The sequence below is a fragment of the Vibrio sp. SBT000027 genome (assembly GCF_963894355.1).
In the GTDB taxonomy this organism is placed as follows: domain Bacteria; phylum Pseudomonadota; class Gammaproteobacteria; order Enterobacterales; family Vibrionaceae; genus Vibrio; species Vibrio splendidus.
The window spans coordinates 1,410,110-1,427,445 of record NZ_CAWQGD010000001.1; the positions used below are offsets into that span (position 1 = coordinate 1,410,110).

Consider the following 17,336-nt stretch of genomic DNA (forward strand, 5'->3'; position numbering starts at 1 on the left):
ATTATGCAATTAAATTCAAATGAAATCAGCGATCTAATCAAAGATCGCATCTCGAAATTTAATGTGAGCACCGAAGCTCGCAACGAAGGCACCATAGTCTCGGTTCGTGATGGCATCATTACTATTAATGGCCTTGCGGATGTCATGCAGGGTGAGATGATCGAGCTTCCAGGTGGCAAATACGCTCTTGCTCTTAACCTTGACACGCACTCAGTCGGTGCCGTAGTTATGGGCCCCTACACTGACCTCTCTGAAGGTATGAAAGTGAAAGGTACTGGCCGTATCTTGGAAGTACCAGTCGGTAACGGACTTCTTGGCCGTGTAGTAAACACATTAGGCGAACCAATCGATGGCAAAGGCCCAGTGAGTTGTGACCGACTCGACCCAGTTGAAGTGATTGCTCCCGGCGTAATCGAGCGTAAGTCCGTCGATCAGCCAATTCAAACCGGTTATAAAGCCGTTGACACCATGGTGCCTATCGGTCGAGGTCAACGCGAACTTATCATCGGTGACCGTCAGACAGGTAAAACGGCGCTAGCCATCGATGCAATCATCAATCAAAAAGATTCTGGCATCAAATGTGTGTACGTGGCTATTGGCCAGAAAGCCTCCACTATCGCAAACGTTGTTCGTAAACTCGAAGACCACGATGCGCTTAAAAATACCATCGTTGTTGTTGCATCAGCATCAGAATCAGCAGCGCTTCAATACCTAGCACCCTATGCGGGTTGCACCATGGGTGAATACTTCCGTGACCGCGGTGAAGATGCACTGATCATCTATGATGACCTATCAAAGCAAGCCGTCGCTTACCGTCAAATCTCATTGCTACTTAAGCGTCCACCGGGTCGTGAAGCCTTCCCTGGCGACGTATTCTACCTCCACTCACGCCTACTAGAACGTGCAGCACGAGTGAATGCGGAATATGTAGAGAAGTTCACAAACGGTGAAGTGAAAGGCCAAACAGGTTCATTAACCGCGCTTCCTATCATTGAAACTCAAGCGGGTGATGTATCTGCGTTTGTACCAACCAACGTAATCTCAATTACTGATGGTCAGGTTTTCCTACAAACCCAACTGTTTAACTCAGGCCTACGCCCTGCCGTTGACCCTGGTATCTCGGTATCTCGTGTGGGTGGCGCAGCGCAGTGCAAGATCATCAAGAAACTGTCTGGTGGTATCCGTACATCATTAGCTCAATACCGCGAATTAGCCGCATTTGCTCAGTTCTCTTCTGACTTAGACGATATGACGCGCAAACAGCTTGATCATGGTGAGCGTGTAACCGAACTGATGAAGCAAAAGCAATACTCGCCGATGTCTGTCGCTGAGCAAGCAACGGTTATCTACGCAGCAGAAAAAGGCTATTTGGCTGACGTAGAGTTGAACAAGATTGCGCGTTTTGAAGAAGAATTGATTGCTTACGCGAAAGGTCAAAACCCAGAGTTGTTCGACACCATCAACGCTAATGGTGACTACAACGATGAAATTGATGGCGCTCTTGCAAAGCTTCTCGGTGACTTTGTAGCGTTGAAAGCTTGGTAAACGCTCCGGTTTGTTGGCTGGAAATCAAAACAAATTAGGAGCAGATAATGGCAAATACTAAAGAAATTCGCACCAAGATAGGCAGTGTTAGTAACACTCAGAAAATCACCAGTGCAATGGAGATGGTTGCGGCAAGTAAGATGCGTAAAGTTCAAGACAATATGACGCTAACACGTCCATATGCCGAGAACATGCGTAAAGTTATCTCTCATGTCGCATCAGGGTCGCTGGAATACCAGCACCCCTACCTTCAACAGCGTGAACCAAAACGCGTTGCTTACATCATTATTTCGTCCGATCGAGGCTTATGTGGTGGCTTGAACTCGAACTTGTTCAAGAAAGTGTTAGAAGAAATGGAGATGTGGCGTACCAAAGGCGTTGAAGTAGAAACGACCTTAATTGGTTCAAAAGCTATCTCATTTTTCCAACGCAGCGGCAATGTTATCGCGCAAACGTCAGGCCTTGGTGACGCACCTAAATTAGAAGACATTTTAGGTACGGTTAACGCGATGCTAGGGCATTACGACGACGAAAAAATCGACAGTTTGTATCTCGTGTATAACCAGTTCATCAACACCATGGTTCAAGAACCAACGACCTTGCAGTTGCTGCCCCACCCTTCAGATTCTGAGGCCGATGGAGGCGCGAAAAAAGCACGTCGTTGGGACTACATCTACGAACAAGCACCAAGAGACATCCTCTCTGAGCTGTTACATCGATACATTGAATCACAAGTGTATCAAGGCATCGTAGAGAGCATTGCCTGTGAGCAAGCAGCCCGAATGGTGGCCATGAAAGCGGCGACCGATAACGCAGGCCAACTCATCGATGATTTGCAGTTGGTATACAACAAAGCGCGACAGGCTGCCATTACCCAAGAACTGAGTGAAATAGTCTCAGGTGCTCAAGCTGTCTAAGGGCAGAAAAGAGTGGGTTAAGAATAGAATTTGAGGATTTAGAGATGAGTGTTGGAAAAATAGTTAAAGTTATCGGCGCGGTGGTAGACGTCGAGTTCAGCGGCGGCAACAGCCCACGCGTTTATGATGCATTGAAAGTGACTAGCGAGGAAGCAAGCTCGCTCGTATTAGAAGTTCAGCAACAACTGGGTGGCAGTATCGTTCGTTGTATTGCAATGGGTACGTCAGATGGCTTGCGCCGCGGCCTAACTGTTGAAAACACAGGTTCTCCGATCACCGTTCCTGTGGGCGAAGAAACCTTAGGCCGTATCATGAACGTTCTTGGCCAGCCTATCGATGAATGCGGTGAAATCGGTCAAAAAGAAAGCTACGAAATTCACCGTGAAGCACCCTCTTATGAAGAACAAGCAAACAGCACTGAACTTCTTGAGACCGGCGTTAAGGTTATTGACCTTATCTGTCCGTTCGCTAAGGGCGGTAAAATTGGTCTGTTCGGTGGTGCTGGCGTAGGTAAGACTGTCAACATGATGGAGCTTATCAACAACATCGCAAAAGCCCACTCAGGTCTCTCTGTATTTACCGGTGTTGGTGAGCGTACTCGTGAAGGTAACGACTTCTACTACGAGATGAAAGAAGCGGGTGTACTAGACAAAGTAGCCATGGTTTACGGCCAAATGAACGAGCCACCGGGAAACCGTCTACGTGTTGCACTTACAGGCCTGACTATGGCTGAGCGCTTCCGAGATGAAGGTCGTGACGTACTGCTGTTCATTGATAACATCTACCGTTATACACTTGCGGGAACAGAAGTATCAGCACTGTTAGGTCGTATGCCTTCAGCAGTAGGTTACCAACCAACACTCGCTGAAGAGATGGGTGTGCTTCAAGAGCGTATCACCTCGACTAGACAAGGCTCTATCACGTCTATCCAAGCGGTATACGTACCTGCGGATGACTTGACTGACCCATCACCAGCAACAACCTTTGCTCACTTAGATGCGACCGTTGTACTGTCCCGTAATATCGCGGCATTGGGCCTATACCCTGCAATCGACCCATTGGATTCAACCTCTCGCCAATTAGACCCACTTGTGGTTGGTCAAGAGCACTATGACATTGCACAAAAAGTCCAAACAACGCTGCAACGCTACAAAGAGCTAAAAGACATCATCGCGATTCTTGGTATGGATGAGCTGTCTACTGAAGACAAACAGACCGTATCTCGCGCTCGTAAGATTGAACGTTTCTTAACTCAGCCTTACCACGTAGCCGAAGTGTTTACCGGTCAGAAAGGTGTATTTGTACCGTTAAGCGAAACACTAAGAGGCTTTAAAGGCCTGTTAGGCGGCGAATATGACGATATCCCAGAGCAAGCATTCTTGTACTGTGGTTCTATCGACGAAGTGCTTAACAAAGCAAAATCACTCTAAGAGGCAGGTGCACCATGGCTATCGGAATTACAGATAATACATTTCAACTTAATATTGTAAGTGCGGAAGGTACGCTGTTTTCAGGTCCAGCGTATGCCCTAGCCGTTTCTGGCGCTGATGGTGAGTTGGGGATCCGCCCCGGTCACTCCCCGCTTCTCAGTAAAATAAAGCCAGGCGTGACAGTGTTTGTCACAGACCCTAAATCAGAGGGGCAAGTGCTTTATGTTTCTGGCGGGATGCTAGAAGTTCAGCCGGATGTGGTAACGGTGTTAGCCGATACTGCCTTGCACGGCCAAGATATTGACCGCGCTCGCGCAGAAGAAGCGAAATATGCAGCTCTAGAAAATATCAATAAGGGCAATGTAGACATCAACTTTGCACAAGCTCAGCTTGAACTAGCAAAAGCCGTTGCTCAGCTTCGCGCATCAGAACTGACGTCTTCTCGCACTCGACACTGAGAATAAAACTTAGATGTTTGATGCTTAGTGCTTGATGTGTAAATAGTCTACCCACTTAAAAACAGTTTAAGTGGGTAGACTACATCAGGAACCCTTCTCTCCCCTCCAATTTCCCCTCCCTTTCAACCGTCCCTAAAACATCATTTTCACCAGCGCTTACACCATTATTTCTCAGCAAAACGCGCTTGGTGCGGATCAAGTTCATGACCAAGAGGTTGTGTGAGTGAATGATATAACTCTGGCTTACGGCCACGAATCCAGCGTCTACCAGTACACATGTCTAACTCTTCTGCTTTTAGCTCTGCAATCACCATGTCGTTATCAACACTATCGGTCTCAGCAATGATTTCACCATAAGGGCTGAGGATCATCGCATTGCCTGTTCTTACTTCATCCATATCAACGCCGACACCATTACTAAACACCACAAACATACCGTTGTCGTGCGCTCTTGCAGGCAACCAACGCATTAACCACTCGCGGCCATTCTTGCCCTGCATTTCAGCACGAATCGCTTCTGGGTTTTCATCTCGGTTAAACCATAACTCTGGGTCAATACGCTTCATCGCATTCGGGCTTCGTGAATGACAACCGCCCGTTTGGTGTGGCGCAATCAATATATCTGCCCCTTTCAAAGCAGTGATCCTGACATTTTCGACCAAGTTGTTATCCCAACAAATCAAGATACCAACTTTGCAGCCATGCGGCGTATCGAACACCGTGTATTGGTCTCCACTGCTCATGTGAGAACTAACAAAGGTGTGCAGTTTTCGATGTTTCTGCACCTCGCCATTAGGCATGGCGAACACGTAGGTGTTGTATAGCTCGCCATCAGTACCCTGCTCGATCAAGCCTGCACCAACGCTCATGCCAAATTGTGTTGCCAGTGAAATGAGTTTTTGAGTCGATTCACCGCTCGGTACAGGTTCCGCTAGCACTTCAATTTCATCGCGAGACAAAGCAGACACATGCCAATAACCGGTAATGCACATCTCTGGGAAACTGACGATCTCCACGCCACTGTCCGCAGCCTTTTGAACATATTGCTCTATAACCGATAAGTTATACGCCTTATCACCTGCGTGGTGGTTAAATTGAACCGACGCTACTTTGATGTCTTTCTTCATAATTCGTCCTCAAGCTTCGCTTTATCTGATTGGTATGAACCTAGTATAAAAAATCGATTCAATTCCATATAATGAAAAATATTCTCAATTCAATGAGCATTTGGAATGGAATTTGATCTACTGAAGGCATTTTGTCAGCTGGCTAAATCGGGCAATTACCGTTTGGCGTCAGAGAAGCTCTACATCACTCAATCGGCACTCACTAAAAAGATTCAAAGACTTGAATCCAACATTGGGGCATCTCTGTTTTCTCGTGGCAGGAATGGCGCAGAGCTCACGCACGCAGGAAAAACGTTACTGGCAGAAGCCCAACGTTTGGTCCATTCAATGCAAGCGTTTGAACAACTGTCAGGCTCTGTGGTAAAAGGGACTCAGGGACATTTGAACATTGGCTTTGGCGTGTCTACTTATCATGAAGCACCCAAGCTTATTGCCGCTTATAAACAACGATACTCAGACGTTCATATCACGTTAAATGACACACCTTCCAAGCAACAAACAGATGAACTGTTAAATCATGAACTCGATATCAGCTTCAATCGGATACCAGAATCATCGGATTTAGAAAGCCTAACACTGTTCAATGATTCGCTTGTGGTCGCGATACACAAAGATCTTCTCAAGCAAGCGCCAAGCAAAAATCTCGTCGTCTCTGAGTTATCGAAATGGCCTTATCTAAAGCTTGCCCAACATCGCGGCCCCGGATTAGACAGACAGATTCAACAATATTGCCTTGCAAATAAAATCGACTTATCAAAGACGCAAGAAGCCGATGATATCCTCACCCTGCTTGCCTTGGTTTCTGCCAATATCGGCTTCACCATTGTTCCCAGCAGTGCCCAGTTCATTAGTAACACCGATGTCGAATTCATTACGTTAGAAGGTGAACACGCAACTTGGCCCGTCGGGTTAATCTGGAATGGAGAGAGTGAAAACCCACTCAGGGATAGGTTTGTAGAGTTTGTGGCCCAACAGATGGGAAACGAATCATGAGTCAAAAAAGGGTTTTCATGTTTAAGTAGAGTGACAAGACACTCTACCCATGAAAACCTGCTTCTGCCGTTAACTATAAAGATTCAGGCAGACTTGCTTCAAACCAGTTACGAATATGACGCGCAACAACCTTAGGCTGTTCCATTGTCGATAGATGACCACAATCAGGAATGACATGAAGCGATACCTGTTTAATGTGTTTTGCCATTAACAGATGATTATCGATTGGGCATAACAGGTCGTCTTTACCAGTAATGATCAACGTAGGAACCTGAATATCGGCCAGTAGTGGTCTAGCATCAGGACGAGTCGCTAGTGCTTGAGCATGTGCTTCAAATCGTTCAACGCCGATGTTAGTCGCCATTTGAGTGATTCTTTGAGTAAGCGCTTGGTTCACTAGCTGATTAGGGTGAATGAGCACTGGCATCAAAATATCAGGTGTTATCGATTCAAACTCCCCAGCTTTTGCTTTATCTACCAAAGCATTTCTTTTTTCAGAAACCTCCGTTTTTTCATCGGTGGCATTAGTATCCATTAAGATCAAGCCTTTCACCCGTTCAGGTGCTTGTCTAAACACTTCAAACGCTAGAATTCCCCCCATGGATAAACCACCGAGAACGAAACTTTCAGGGGCATTTTCTAAGACCTTACTTGCCAAAGCTTGCATGGATGTTTGCGTTCCTAAGTCACAAGTAAAAGGAGCCACCCAGTCGGGCAGCTCTTTATTGACGTCTTGGAACAACGTTTCATCACACAACAAACCAGGTAGCCATAACAGTGGTACTTCTGGTTTCATCATTCGTTATCCTACAAAGCTTGTGGCTGGTCAGAACCAAGAACGACGTAAGTAAAGCTAGTCCCTCGTAGGTTTTCAAGGCTGTATGACGCGCCGTCAGGAACGCTGAATACATCACCTGTGGTCAGGACGACTTGTGCTTGCTCGCCGTCTTGAACGATGTTTAGCAAGGTGTCACCTTCAAAGTTAATCAGCACCTGCTTCTCACTGCGTTTATGTACTGGGATGCTCGCACCTTCAGTCAGTTCATAAGCCATGATACTAACGTCATCTACGCTTTTCACTTGGAAGTCATAACCAGATGATGGGTGTCCTGTTAACGCAAACTGCTTAACGCCAGGCTTGTCAAAATCACCCGATACCTCTCGATAATCCTTTTTCAGCGCAACAAATGGCATCATCTGTTCAGCTGTGTAGGTATCAAATTGATCAAGTTCATCTGCCGTTAGCAGTGGCATCAGATCAGAGTCATTTGGAACCGCATCACCGTCAATGGTATCAACCAGTGTGCCGTCTGCTTTCAGGTATAAACCGTAACCTTGGCTATCGGTAATCACACTCGGGTGCCAAACCACGCCACCACCGGAATTATCACCACCTAACACAGAATACATAAAGCCGTAATCGCGCCCTACCACCTCAAAACCTCTGAAAAGGTTAGTAGGAATAGAGATAACATCACCATGTGACAACACAGCTTCATTTTCACCTTCATTGCCCCAATAAAATCTGAATTGACCTTTGAAGACAACGAACAGTTCTGCAGTATGGTGTGAATGCAGAGAGTTCTTGATACCCGGAGGCTGACCAGCTGCACCGATGTTAAAACCAGCCGTTTCACGAATATGAACATGCTGACGGCTGCTTTCCGCGACTCCTGCCCCAATAATGCAGAAGTTATCTTTTAGATCGCTGCCTGGAGTACGCGCATCGATGAATGCACTAGTACCAGGAATCAGTTCCATGTAGCGGACTAAATTGTTATTAATTTTATGTTGTAGGGTCATTCTAAATTCCTTTTTACCTAACCTACGCTCTAGTTAATTCCCCCCAAAGCGCTGATGTTAGGTGCGTAAGCCACGAACCGCAGCTTTACATTAATTACCTAACGGCCTGCCACCATCGACTGCAATGGTGTTACCGGTTGAAAATGTCAGTAGTTCTGCTGCTGCATAAACGGCATTCGCAACCTCGAGATCACTCGCCAATCGTTTTAGCGGTGTTGATTGCTCTTGCGCGTTACGCCACTCATCATCGAGACCTTTGACAAATTCGGTGTCCACTAGGCCTGGAGCCACTGCAAGCACTCGAATATCGGGAGATAAAGCACGCGCTAAAGATCGCGTCATATTCTCAACTGCAGACTTACTCGCGCAGTAAGCCACGTTACTGCCCATTGCCGTTTGTGCCGCAATTGAAGTGATGTTCACCACGCAACCTTTAGCGCTCCGTAGTAAAGGTTCGAATGAACGTACCATTGCGAATGGAGCTCGCACGTTTACACGGAAGATTTTATCTATCAGCTCATCATTGAGTGACTCTAAATCACTGTGCGCGACAAACTTGGTCATGCCAGCACAGTTCACTAACAAGTCTAAAGAAGTTGACGACTCTTTAACTTGTGCCGCTAACGCACCAATTGCAGAACTGTCTTCAACGTTCAGCTGATACATAGCGTGGCCTGAGCCTTCCAAGGTATCTAAGATCGTTTGAGCTGCGCTTTCATTGCTGTTATAGGTAAACACAACATGGTAGCCAGATTGCGCTAGCTTGTGACATATGGCGGCACCAATGCCGCCACTGCCGCCTGTAACTAAGGCGAGTTTCGTCATGTTATGCCTCTACCAATTTTTCTTTGTAACGACGAACACGGATATCGGCTTGCTCTTTATGGCCAGCGAAACCTTCTAATGCACATAAGCGAGAGCAGTATTCACCGACTTTCAATGACGCTGATTCCGTTACACGCTGGTAAGTACACGTTTTAATGAATTTACCGACCCAAAGACCGCCCGTGTAACGTGCTGCTTTATTCGTTGGTAATGTGTGGTTAGTACCGATACATTTATCACCGTAAGAAACATTAGTCTCACGACCTAAGAACAACGCACCGTAGTTCGTCATGTTGTCTAAGAAGTACTTAGGATCTTTTGTCATAACTTGTACGTGCTCAGAGGCAAGATCATCGGCCACTTCAACCATCTCTTCATAGCTGTCACACAGGATAACTTGTCCGTAATTTTCCCAAGCCTTACCTGCAATTTCAGCAGTAGGAAGAATAGTCAGCTGACGCTCAACTTCTTTTACCGTCTCTTCTGCAAATGTTTCACTGTTCGTCAAAAGAACAGCTGGAGAGTTATAACCGTGCTCAGCCTGACCCAATAGATCCGCTGCGGCTAATTCAGGGTCACAACCTTCTTCATCAGCAATAACCAATGTTTCTGTTGGACCAGCAAACAAATCGATACCAACACGACCGAACAGTTGGCGTTTTGCTTCTGCAACAAAAGCATTACCTGGACCAACAATCATATCGACAGGGGCAATCGTCTCGGTACCAAGAGCCATCGCCCCAACCGCTTGAACGCCACCGAAGCAGTAAATTTCGTCTGCACCCGCCATCGCCATAGCGGCAACAATCGCTACATTTGGTTGACCATTAAAAGGAGGTGCGCAAGCAATAACGCGTTTCACACCAGCGACTTTTGCAGTAAGAACACTCATGTGCGCAGAGGCTACCAATGGGTATTTACCACCTGGGATGTAACAACCAACACTGTTTACCGGAACATTTTTGTGTCCTAGTACGACACCTGGCATCGTTTCAACTTCAACATCGTGCATTGAGTCACGTTGGATCTGTGCAAAATTACGTACTTGTGTTTGTGCGAATTCAATATCGTGCTTAGTTGATTCATCCAATGCGTCCACACATGCCTGAATTTGCTCATCGGTTAAACGAAACTGCTCAGGAGACCAGTTATCAAATTTCTCTGAAAGTTCACGAACTGCACTGTCACCTTTCTTTTCGATGTCAGAAAGAATGTTCTCAACCGTTTGACGTACTTGCGCGTTGTTTGATGCTGATGCTTCTTCAGTGATGCCGTGTTTTAGAATGCGAGCCATGCGTAATTCTCCTTGTGGCGTGTGCCGAGTTTTTGTTAATTGCTATTAATTTCAGAGGTTATTTTTTGTTTTTGTATACTTTTGGATACGAATGCAAAATAAACATAAACATTTTTTTAACACTTGGCAAATTACTATTTAACATGAGCTAATAATTACTAAGTAACTGTTTTAATAAATTAAAACCATAAAAATAGACTAAATCACGACATGGCACGTTTGAAAAACAATCAATTAATGCCATATTGATCACATTGTTTTTACTCTTTTTTTACAACAACACATGTTAAGTTTTGCATACCTTTGCAATGAAGAGTAAAACAAATGGATAACTTCAAAGACATACTGAAAAACACAGACCGACTCGGAACGTTCGTCAAAACACCCCATCCGCACATCATTGAGGTGCTTGCATTAGCTGAGCTGCCTTTCGTTGTTTTGGATGCTGAGCACGCACCGTTTGATCGTTCATCATTGGATAGCTGTATTCTTGCCGCTCGAGCCAATCAACTGCCCTGCATAGTTCGAGTTCAAGATAGCCAGCCATCAACCTTATTGAACGCTTTAGATTGTGGTGCGACGGGCATTCAAATCCCTCACGTGTGCAGTGCTGAACAAGCTGAAAAGTTAGTAAAGATGTCTCATTACGGGGAAGGAGGACGCGGCTATGCTGGTTCGAGTCGCGCTGCAAAATACGCAACCAAACCAATGGCTAACCACCTAAAAGACAGTAAGATCAACACAATGGTGATCGCCCAAATTGAAGACCCAGAAGGCGTAATCAATGCCGATACCATTGCAGCTGTTGACGGTATCGATGCCCTGTTCATCGGCCAAGTAGACTTAGCCGTATCTTATGGCGCTGAGAGCGTAAATGACGAATGTGTTCGAGAAGCGAGCATAAAAATAATCAAAGCAGGTCAACAAGTTAACAAACCTGTAGGTATGTTTGTTGCGAATGCTCAAACGGCTCGCAATTGGAAAGAGCTCGGAGTCAGTTTCTTTTGTGTGGGCTCTGAACACAAAATGATCATTGATGGCTTTCGAAATGAGCAAAGCGTCATGAATTCATAAATTTTCGTTGTGATTTCAAATGTTACACGTATTGTAATTATCAAACCGAGCTCATTTAGTATCGTGCTGCGCTTGGATTTATCGCGATATAAGGAGATTCCCCATAAAAGCGAAAGTTACCTCTATTGACGTCGCCAAAATGCTCGGCGTTTCTCAATCTACCGTTTCTAGGGCATTTAGCCCAACCGCCAGTATTAGCGAAAAGAAACGCAAAATGGTTATGGATGCTGCAACCAAACTTGGTTACACACCAAATGCCATCGCTCGTGGGCTCATTTCCAATCGCTCAGGACTGGTCGCAATCGCACTTGATAGCGAGTCGAACCCAATGTACGACTTGCAATCGCGTGCACTTGCAATGGAAATTCAAAAGCGCGGCGGTCAAGTTGTACTTTGCCCTATCGACAAAGACGACTTAGATCTCGCCATCTCACGGGCGATTGAATACCAAGTTGATGGTTTGATCATCGCCACCAGCCGACTGACTTCACGTGCGTTTGCACAATGTGAGAAGTTCGGCGTTCACTTGAGCCTAATTAACCGATATACCGAAGGCATCAATGCGAACAGCGCTGGCTTAGATAACCAAAAAGCAGGCATGCAAGCTGCAGACTACTTACTTGATAAAGACTATAAACAATTAGCTTACGTGAGTGGCGATGCCGGATCGATGACCAGTGACAAACGTTGGTTAGGTTTTGCTGAAACCGTGAAATCACGTGAGGCAGCTTCACCTATCTTCATCAATTCCAAGTACAGTTTTGAAGCAGGATTAGAAGCGGCCAAAGAGTTGATAGAACACACGTCAAAACCTGACGCAGTCTTCTGTGCCAATGATATCCTCGCGATGGGCGTCATGGATGGCCTAAGACAATTAGGCTTTAGTATTCCTGGGGACTTTGCTGTTATGGGTGTCGACGATATACCAATGGCATCATGGCCTAGCTATGATCTCACCACCATCGCGCAACCAATCGACAAAATTGTTCAGAGTGCCGTTGAAGACTTAATGCAACGTATCAATGAAAATACGGACGCGGAAGGTACATACCTATTGGAACCTGGCATCATTATCGAACGCGGTAGTACATCATAACGTTCGTAAAGGGTTTAGCGGGCATTGCCTAAACTTACCTTCTTAAATTTGATGTTCTCTTCATCAATAAAGCCAAATAAATTAAAGTAAAAGCCCTAATCTAACATTAGGGCTTCTTTCTGTGACCTCGCCTAAAATTTCGTCGATTAGAATTAACTTCTTTATCACTTTTACGGATTTGTTATTGACTTGTTAGTTGTGTGTTTATATTTTGGATTCGTATGCAAAATAAGGATATGAAGTGCGGAATAAAAACCCACTGACCAACATGACTCTAATGAATGCACATAAAAAGTCATGTGATGAACAAGGAAGAACAATGAAACGCGCAATCTTTACCTCGATTACTGCCCTCGGCTTAACCCTATCTAGTATGAATACGTTTGCAAGCAACGTAATTAGACTTGCTCACGATAGTCAAGAAACATCACCAGTGCATAAGGCTATGTTGCACTTTGAAAAAGAGCTTGAAGCTCGCTCGAATGGCGAACTTGAAGTGGAAATTTACCCAGCTCGACAACTCGGTGACGTTCGTGAAACGACAGAACTCGTACAACAAGGCAACTTACAGATGACTTTTGGGGCATCAGTACTGCTTTCACCTTACGTGCCTGAGTTTAATGTGCTTGATGTGTTCTATCTGTTTGAAGATGAAGCACAAGCACACAAAGCATTAGACAGTGACAAGATCGGCAAACCACTGCTTACTTCAATGGAGTCAAAAGGGTTCCACGGTTTAGGTTTCATGGAAGTCGGTTTTCGTAGCATCACAAACAACAAGCAACCTATAGAAAGTATTGAAGATCTTAACAGCTTAAAGATTCGTTCAGCGTCAAACCCTACCCAAATCAGTGCATGGAAATCCGTGGGCACAGCGCCTACTCCACTCTCTTGGGGTGAGATCTTTACTTCACTGCAACAAGGCTTAATCAATTCGCAAGAGAGTGCGGTTTACTCTATCTACGCGGAACGTTTTTACGAAGCACAAGAGTACCTATCGCTCACTAACCATATCTACACCAACTACGTGTTGTTCATGAATAAAGAGTTCTGGGACTCTCTACCAAGTGACCAGCAAGCGCTAATCAACGAAGTCAGCCAAGAAACAATTGCTAAGCAACGTGAACTGGCCGCTAAGCAAAATCAAGAAATCATTAAAGAACTGGAAGCCAAAGGCATGACAGTGAATGTGGTACCTACTGACGTTCGTGCTCAGATGAAAGAAAAAATGAATGCCGCTGTGTACCAAGAACTACGCAGCAAAACAGGTGAAGAGCTATTCGACAGCGTGATTACCGAGATAGAACATCTATAAAATCACGCGCGTCTCGCATCATCTATTACCTGTCACCGACAATTAACGTTTAACGATCTGCGAATCGTTAGCTCAGGCCTTAAAGGGCATTCTATAAACGAATGACCTTTGGCCTGAAAGTCGTGTATTCATTGGCATCAAATGCCCTTTTTAACATCTCTCAGGAGTAACGTATGAAATGGTTTCGACTGTTCGACCGATATTTCGAACCGACACTTATCGTGTTCTCTATTTCGTTAATGACTGCTTTATTATGCTTACAGATTACATTGCGCCTATTCGATGCCTCAATTGCATGGGCAGAAGAACTCGCTCGTTATCTTTTTGTTTGGGCAATGTATTTGAGCATCAGCTACTGCATTCGCGATGACCGACATATTCGCATTCGTCTGTTCATCGACAAACTACCGGGTAACTTAACCCACTACAGCTTGATCCTTTCTGACCTTATTTACCTAGCTTTCAGTTGCACGATCGCTTGGTTTGGTTTCAAGGTTATTGGCCGAAGCTTAAAGTTGGGCCAGATAGCGCCAGCAATGGAAATCCCTATTGCATGCTTGTACGCTTCGGTTCTTGTATGTGCCGTCTTGAGCTCAATTCGCTTGGTGGTCAGCATCAACAAGCGTATTTCAGTCATCGCTTACTCACCAAAACCCGTTCGACTCACTCAACATCGTTACCGTCACTTGAAAGCAAAACATCGCACTTCTAACCGTTTGTTGGAGCTAAGCTTATGACCTCTGCTTTATTATTTGGCAGTTTCGGCTTACTGCTTCTAATTGGCGTACCCGTTGGTATCGCACTCGCTGGTGCCAGCATGCTCGCTATATTGAGCCTCCCATTTTTAAACGTTGAGTTCTTAGTTCAAGGCTTGGTCACAGGGTTAGATTCATTCCCTCTTCTTGCTGTCGTGTTATTCACGCTTGCTGGTAACTTAATGAGCCAAGGAGGCATATCTAAACGCCTTCTTCATGTAGCTGAAGTCTTCTTTGGTCACTTCACCGGTGGTTTGGGTCTTGTCGCGATCGTAGCATGTATGTTCTTCGCTTCGATTTCTGGTACGGGGTCTGCAACCGTTGCCGCCATTGGTTTAACCATGATTCCATCTATGGTCAAAAAAGGCTATGACCGCAGTTTTGCTGGCGCACTGATTGCCTCCTCGGGTGGCATTGGGGTGATTATCCCGCCGTCTGTCGTGATGATCGTATACGCAATCACCGCCGAAGTGTCCGTCACCAAAATGTTCATGGCAGGTATCGTGCCCGGGCTTGTGGTTGGTTTAGTGCTGATCGGTTACTGTTTGATCGTGTCCAAAATTCGTGGCTACAAAGGCAATGATAGAAAAGCGACATGGCCGGAACGCCTCACGGCATTAAAAGAAGCGATATGGGCGATGCTACTGCCCGTCATCATTCTTGGTGGTATCTATTCAGGCATCTTCACCCCTACGGAGTCCGCAGCGATTGGTGTTTTGTATGGCTTGTTCTTCGGCATGTTCGTCTACAAAGAACTCGATTATAAAAAGGTCGTGAAGATCATTTTAGAATCTTCCTTGTTAGTCGGTGCTGTACTTGTGATTGTGGGCGCTTCGGTCACTTTTGGTCGAATATTAACGCTTGAACGCCTACCGACTGAAATAGCGCAGTTCATCCTGTCGATTACAGACAATAAGTTACTGATCTTGCTGTGTATCACTGCATTGCTATTGATTGTCGGCACTTTCATGGAAACACTCGCTGCGATTGTCATCTTGACTCCAATCCTATTGCCTATCGTGACAGCATTAGGAATGGACCCAATTCACTTTGGTATCGTCATGATAGTGAATTTAGCCATCGGCTTTGTGACCCCTCCACTCGGAGCTAACCTCTTTATGGCGAGTCAAGTCGGTAATGTCCCCATTGAATCCTTATCCCGAGCAATAATAGGTTGGATTGGTGCCCTACTCGTGGCTTTGATGCTCATCACCTTTATTCCGGCACTGTCTCTCACCTTGCCGAATATCTTGGGTTAACACAGAGTAAAGTTAACAATCTGTATAAACATAAAGTGGGCCAATCGGCTCACTTTTCATTTACACCCAACCAATGCATACCTATCCAAAACATCCACCAAGCCCTTATTCGTTCAAGCTTTGAGCAATGTCAACTGGTTATTATCTAATCAAGACGACCAAATAGTCTTAACATGACCCCTCACACAGTATTGATATGAAGATGTATTAATTGTTAATTATATGTTGCTGTTTGGCTCTTTTTTGCCAAAATGGATTCGTATGCAAAACACAATTCAAACATGGATGGAGTAAATCATGGCATCAGTTTCACTCAAGAACATTAAGAAATACTGGGACAACTTCACCGCCATTAATGACTTGTCATTGGAAATCAAAGACAAAGAGTTTCTGGTTTTACTAGGCCCTTCAGGTTGCGGTAAAACAACAACGATGCGAATGATCGCTGGTCTTGATACGCCAAGCGAAGGTGAAGTTTACATTGATGGTGAATACGTCAACGACACTCATCCTAGAGATCGTGATATTGCGATGGTGTTTCAAAGCTACGGCCTTTACCCACAAAAGACCGTATACGGAAACATAGCCTTCCCTCTTGAGATGCAACGCGTACCAAAAGACGAGCTGCATGATCGTGTTATGCGCGCAGCCAAGCGTGTTGAGCTAGAACACCTACTTGACCGTAAACCTGCAACCCTTTCTGGTGGTCAACGTCAACGTGTTGCGCTAGCTCGTGCCATTGTTCGTGAGCCTCGTATGTTCTTGATGGACGAACCCCTATCCAACCTAGATGCAAAATTACGTGTTTCAATGCGTGCATTGTTGAAAAACTTACACCACGAATTTCAGCGCACCACGGTTTACGTAACTCATGACCAAATTGAAGCGATGACGCTTGCTGACCGTGTTGCGGTACTTTACCAAGGCAAAATTCAGCAACTGGATACACCTAAAGAGATCTACAACAACCCAGCAAGTTTGTTCGTAGCGAGCTTTATTGGATCTCCGGGTATGAACTTCATTAAAGGCAGCCTTTCTGCGGGTATATTCTCGGGCGTTAGCTGTTCAGTTGAAGGGTTTAATAACTCAGACAATGTAGCCGTGACATTAGGTGTACGCCCGGAAGATGTGGCCTTGTGTCCCGTTGATGAAAGTAATCTTTATGGTGACGTTTATTCCGTTGAGATGACTGGAGAATGCACGCTGATTACCGTTCAGGTTGATGAGCACTACGTTATTTGTCGCACAGACAAGCATTGTTCGGTTGGAATGGGCGATCGCGTGGGCTTTAAGTTCAACCTTGATCATACCTACCTATTCGATACTGAATCTGAACAACGCATTTATCGCGAACAAGCAACCAGTTGTATCCAGGCAGCTTAGCCGCTTAGATCAGCAATGCCGTCGTGGACATGCAATAAAGTCATGAACATGCAAATACAAGC

At 45.3% G+C, this 17,336-nt stretch carries 16 protein-coding genes; 11 read left to right on the plus strand and 5 right to left on the minus strand.

What is annotated here, in order from left to right; translation table 11 throughout:
• Positions 1-3: 3 nt before the first annotated feature.
• The 4 genes from atpA to AACU28_RS05965 are packed head-to-tail and all read left to right on the plus strand — an operon-like array spanning position 4 to position 4,350.
• Positions 4-1,545 (plus strand): F0F1 ATP synthase subunit alpha, encoded by a 1,542-nt coding sequence (gene atpA / locus AACU28_RS05950; protein WP_009844932.1) that lies wholly within the window; start codon positions 4-6, stop codon positions 1,543-1,545.
• 47 nt (positions 1,546-1,592) lie between these two features.
• The gene (gene atpG, locus AACU28_RS05955; protein ID WP_012600781.1) at positions 1,593-2,462 is read left to right on the plus strand and encodes a F0F1 ATP synthase subunit gamma; all 870 of its coding nucleotides are present in this window, start codon (positions 1,593-1,595) and stop codon (positions 2,460-2,462) included.
• 44 nt (positions 2,463-2,506) lie between these two features.
• Positions 2,507-3,892 (plus strand): F0F1 ATP synthase subunit beta, encoded by a 1,386-nt coding sequence (gene atpD / locus AACU28_RS05960; RefSeq protein ID WP_004730394.1) that lies wholly within the window; start codon positions 2,507-2,509, stop codon positions 3,890-3,892.
• A 14-nt stretch (positions 3,893-3,906) separates the two neighbouring features.
• The gene (locus AACU28_RS05965; protein ID WP_004730391.1) at positions 3,907-4,350 is read left to right on the plus strand and encodes a F0F1 ATP synthase subunit epsilon; all 444 of its coding nucleotides are present in this window, start codon (positions 3,907-3,909) and stop codon (positions 4,348-4,350) included.
• 164 nt (positions 4,351-4,514) lie between these two features.
• Here AACU28_RS05965 and AACU28_RS05970 read toward each other — a convergent pair whose 3' ends face one another.
• The gene (locus tag AACU28_RS05970) at positions 4,515-5,477 is read right to left on the minus strand and encodes a nitrilase family protein (protein WP_121602562.1); all 963 of its coding nucleotides are present in this window, start codon (positions 5,475-5,477) and stop codon (positions 4,515-4,517) included.
• A 105-nt stretch (positions 5,478-5,582) separates the two neighbouring features.
• Between AACU28_RS05970 and AACU28_RS05975 the strand changes: the two genes are divergently transcribed.
• Positions 5,583-6,470 (plus strand): LysR family transcriptional regulator, encoded by an 888-nt coding sequence (locus AACU28_RS05975; protein ID WP_121602563.1) that lies wholly within the window; start codon positions 5,583-5,585, stop codon positions 6,468-6,470.
• Between the two features lie 73 nt (positions 6,471-6,543).
• On the opposite strand, the gene AACU28_RS05980 is transcribed toward AACU28_RS05975, so the two are convergent.
• The 4 genes from AACU28_RS05980 to hisD form a co-directional block, all read right to left on the minus strand.
• Positions 6,544-7,269, minus strand: a complete 726-nt coding sequence (locus AACU28_RS05980; protein WP_121602564.1) for an alpha/beta fold hydrolase — start codon at positions 7,267-7,269, stop codon at positions 6,544-6,546.
• An 8-nt stretch (positions 7,270-7,277) separates the two neighbouring features.
• Positions 7,278-8,273 carry a cupin domain-containing protein gene (locus AACU28_RS05985; RefSeq protein WP_121602565.1) on the minus strand — a complete coding sequence of 332 codons (996 nt, stop codon included), beginning with the start codon at positions 8,271-8,273 and terminating at the stop codon, positions 7,278-7,280.
• Positions 8,274-8,363: 90 nt separating this feature from the next.
• The gene (locus tag AACU28_RS05990) at positions 8,364-9,098 is read right to left on the minus strand and encodes an SDR family NAD(P)-dependent oxidoreductase (protein WP_121602566.1); all 735 of its coding nucleotides are present in this window, start codon (positions 9,096-9,098) and stop codon (positions 8,364-8,366) included.
• Between the two features lies 1 nt (position 9,099).
• A complete protein-coding gene (hisD, locus tag AACU28_RS05995; protein WP_099166650.1) occupies positions 9,100-10,392 on the minus strand; it encodes a histidinol dehydrogenase in 1,293 nt (430 codons plus the stop codon).
• Between the two features lie 324 nt (positions 10,393-10,716).
• On the opposite strand from hisD, the gene AACU28_RS06000 reads away from it, so the two are divergent.
• From AACU28_RS06000 to AACU28_RS06025, 6 genes are all read left to right on the plus strand, one after another.
• A complete protein-coding gene (locus AACU28_RS06000) occupies positions 10,717-11,466 on the plus strand; it encodes an HpcH/HpaI aldolase family protein (protein ID WP_121602567.1) in 750 nt (249 codons plus the stop codon).
• Positions 11,467-11,605: 139 nt separating this feature from the next.
• Positions 11,606-12,562 carry a LacI family DNA-binding transcriptional regulator gene (locus AACU28_RS06005; protein WP_121602568.1) on the plus strand — a complete coding sequence of 319 codons (957 nt, stop codon included), beginning with the start codon at positions 11,606-11,608 and terminating at the stop codon, positions 12,560-12,562.
• 319 nt (positions 12,563-12,881) lie between these two features.
• Positions 12,882-13,877 carry a TRAP transporter substrate-binding protein gene (locus AACU28_RS06010; protein ID WP_121602569.1) on the plus strand — a complete coding sequence of 332 codons (996 nt, stop codon included), beginning with the start codon at positions 12,882-12,884 and terminating at the stop codon, positions 13,875-13,877.
• A 173-nt stretch (positions 13,878-14,050) separates the two neighbouring features.
• A complete protein-coding gene (locus AACU28_RS06015; protein ID WP_102511823.1) occupies positions 14,051-14,614 on the plus strand; it encodes a TRAP transporter small permease in 564 nt (187 codons plus the stop codon).
• Positions 14,611-15,891, plus strand: a complete 1,281-nt coding sequence (locus tag AACU28_RS06020) for a TRAP transporter large permease (RefSeq protein ID WP_121602570.1) — start codon at positions 14,611-14,613, stop codon at positions 15,889-15,891. Before AACU28_RS06015 ends, AACU28_RS06020 begins: the two co-directional genes overlap by 4 nt.
• A gap of 297 nt (positions 15,892-16,188) precedes the next feature.
• The gene (locus AACU28_RS06025; protein ID WP_121602571.1) at positions 16,189-17,274 is read left to right on the plus strand and encodes an ABC transporter ATP-binding protein; all 1,086 of its coding nucleotides are present in this window, start codon (positions 16,189-16,191) and stop codon (positions 17,272-17,274) included.
• The last annotated feature ends 62 nt before the right edge of the window (positions 17,275-17,336 follow it).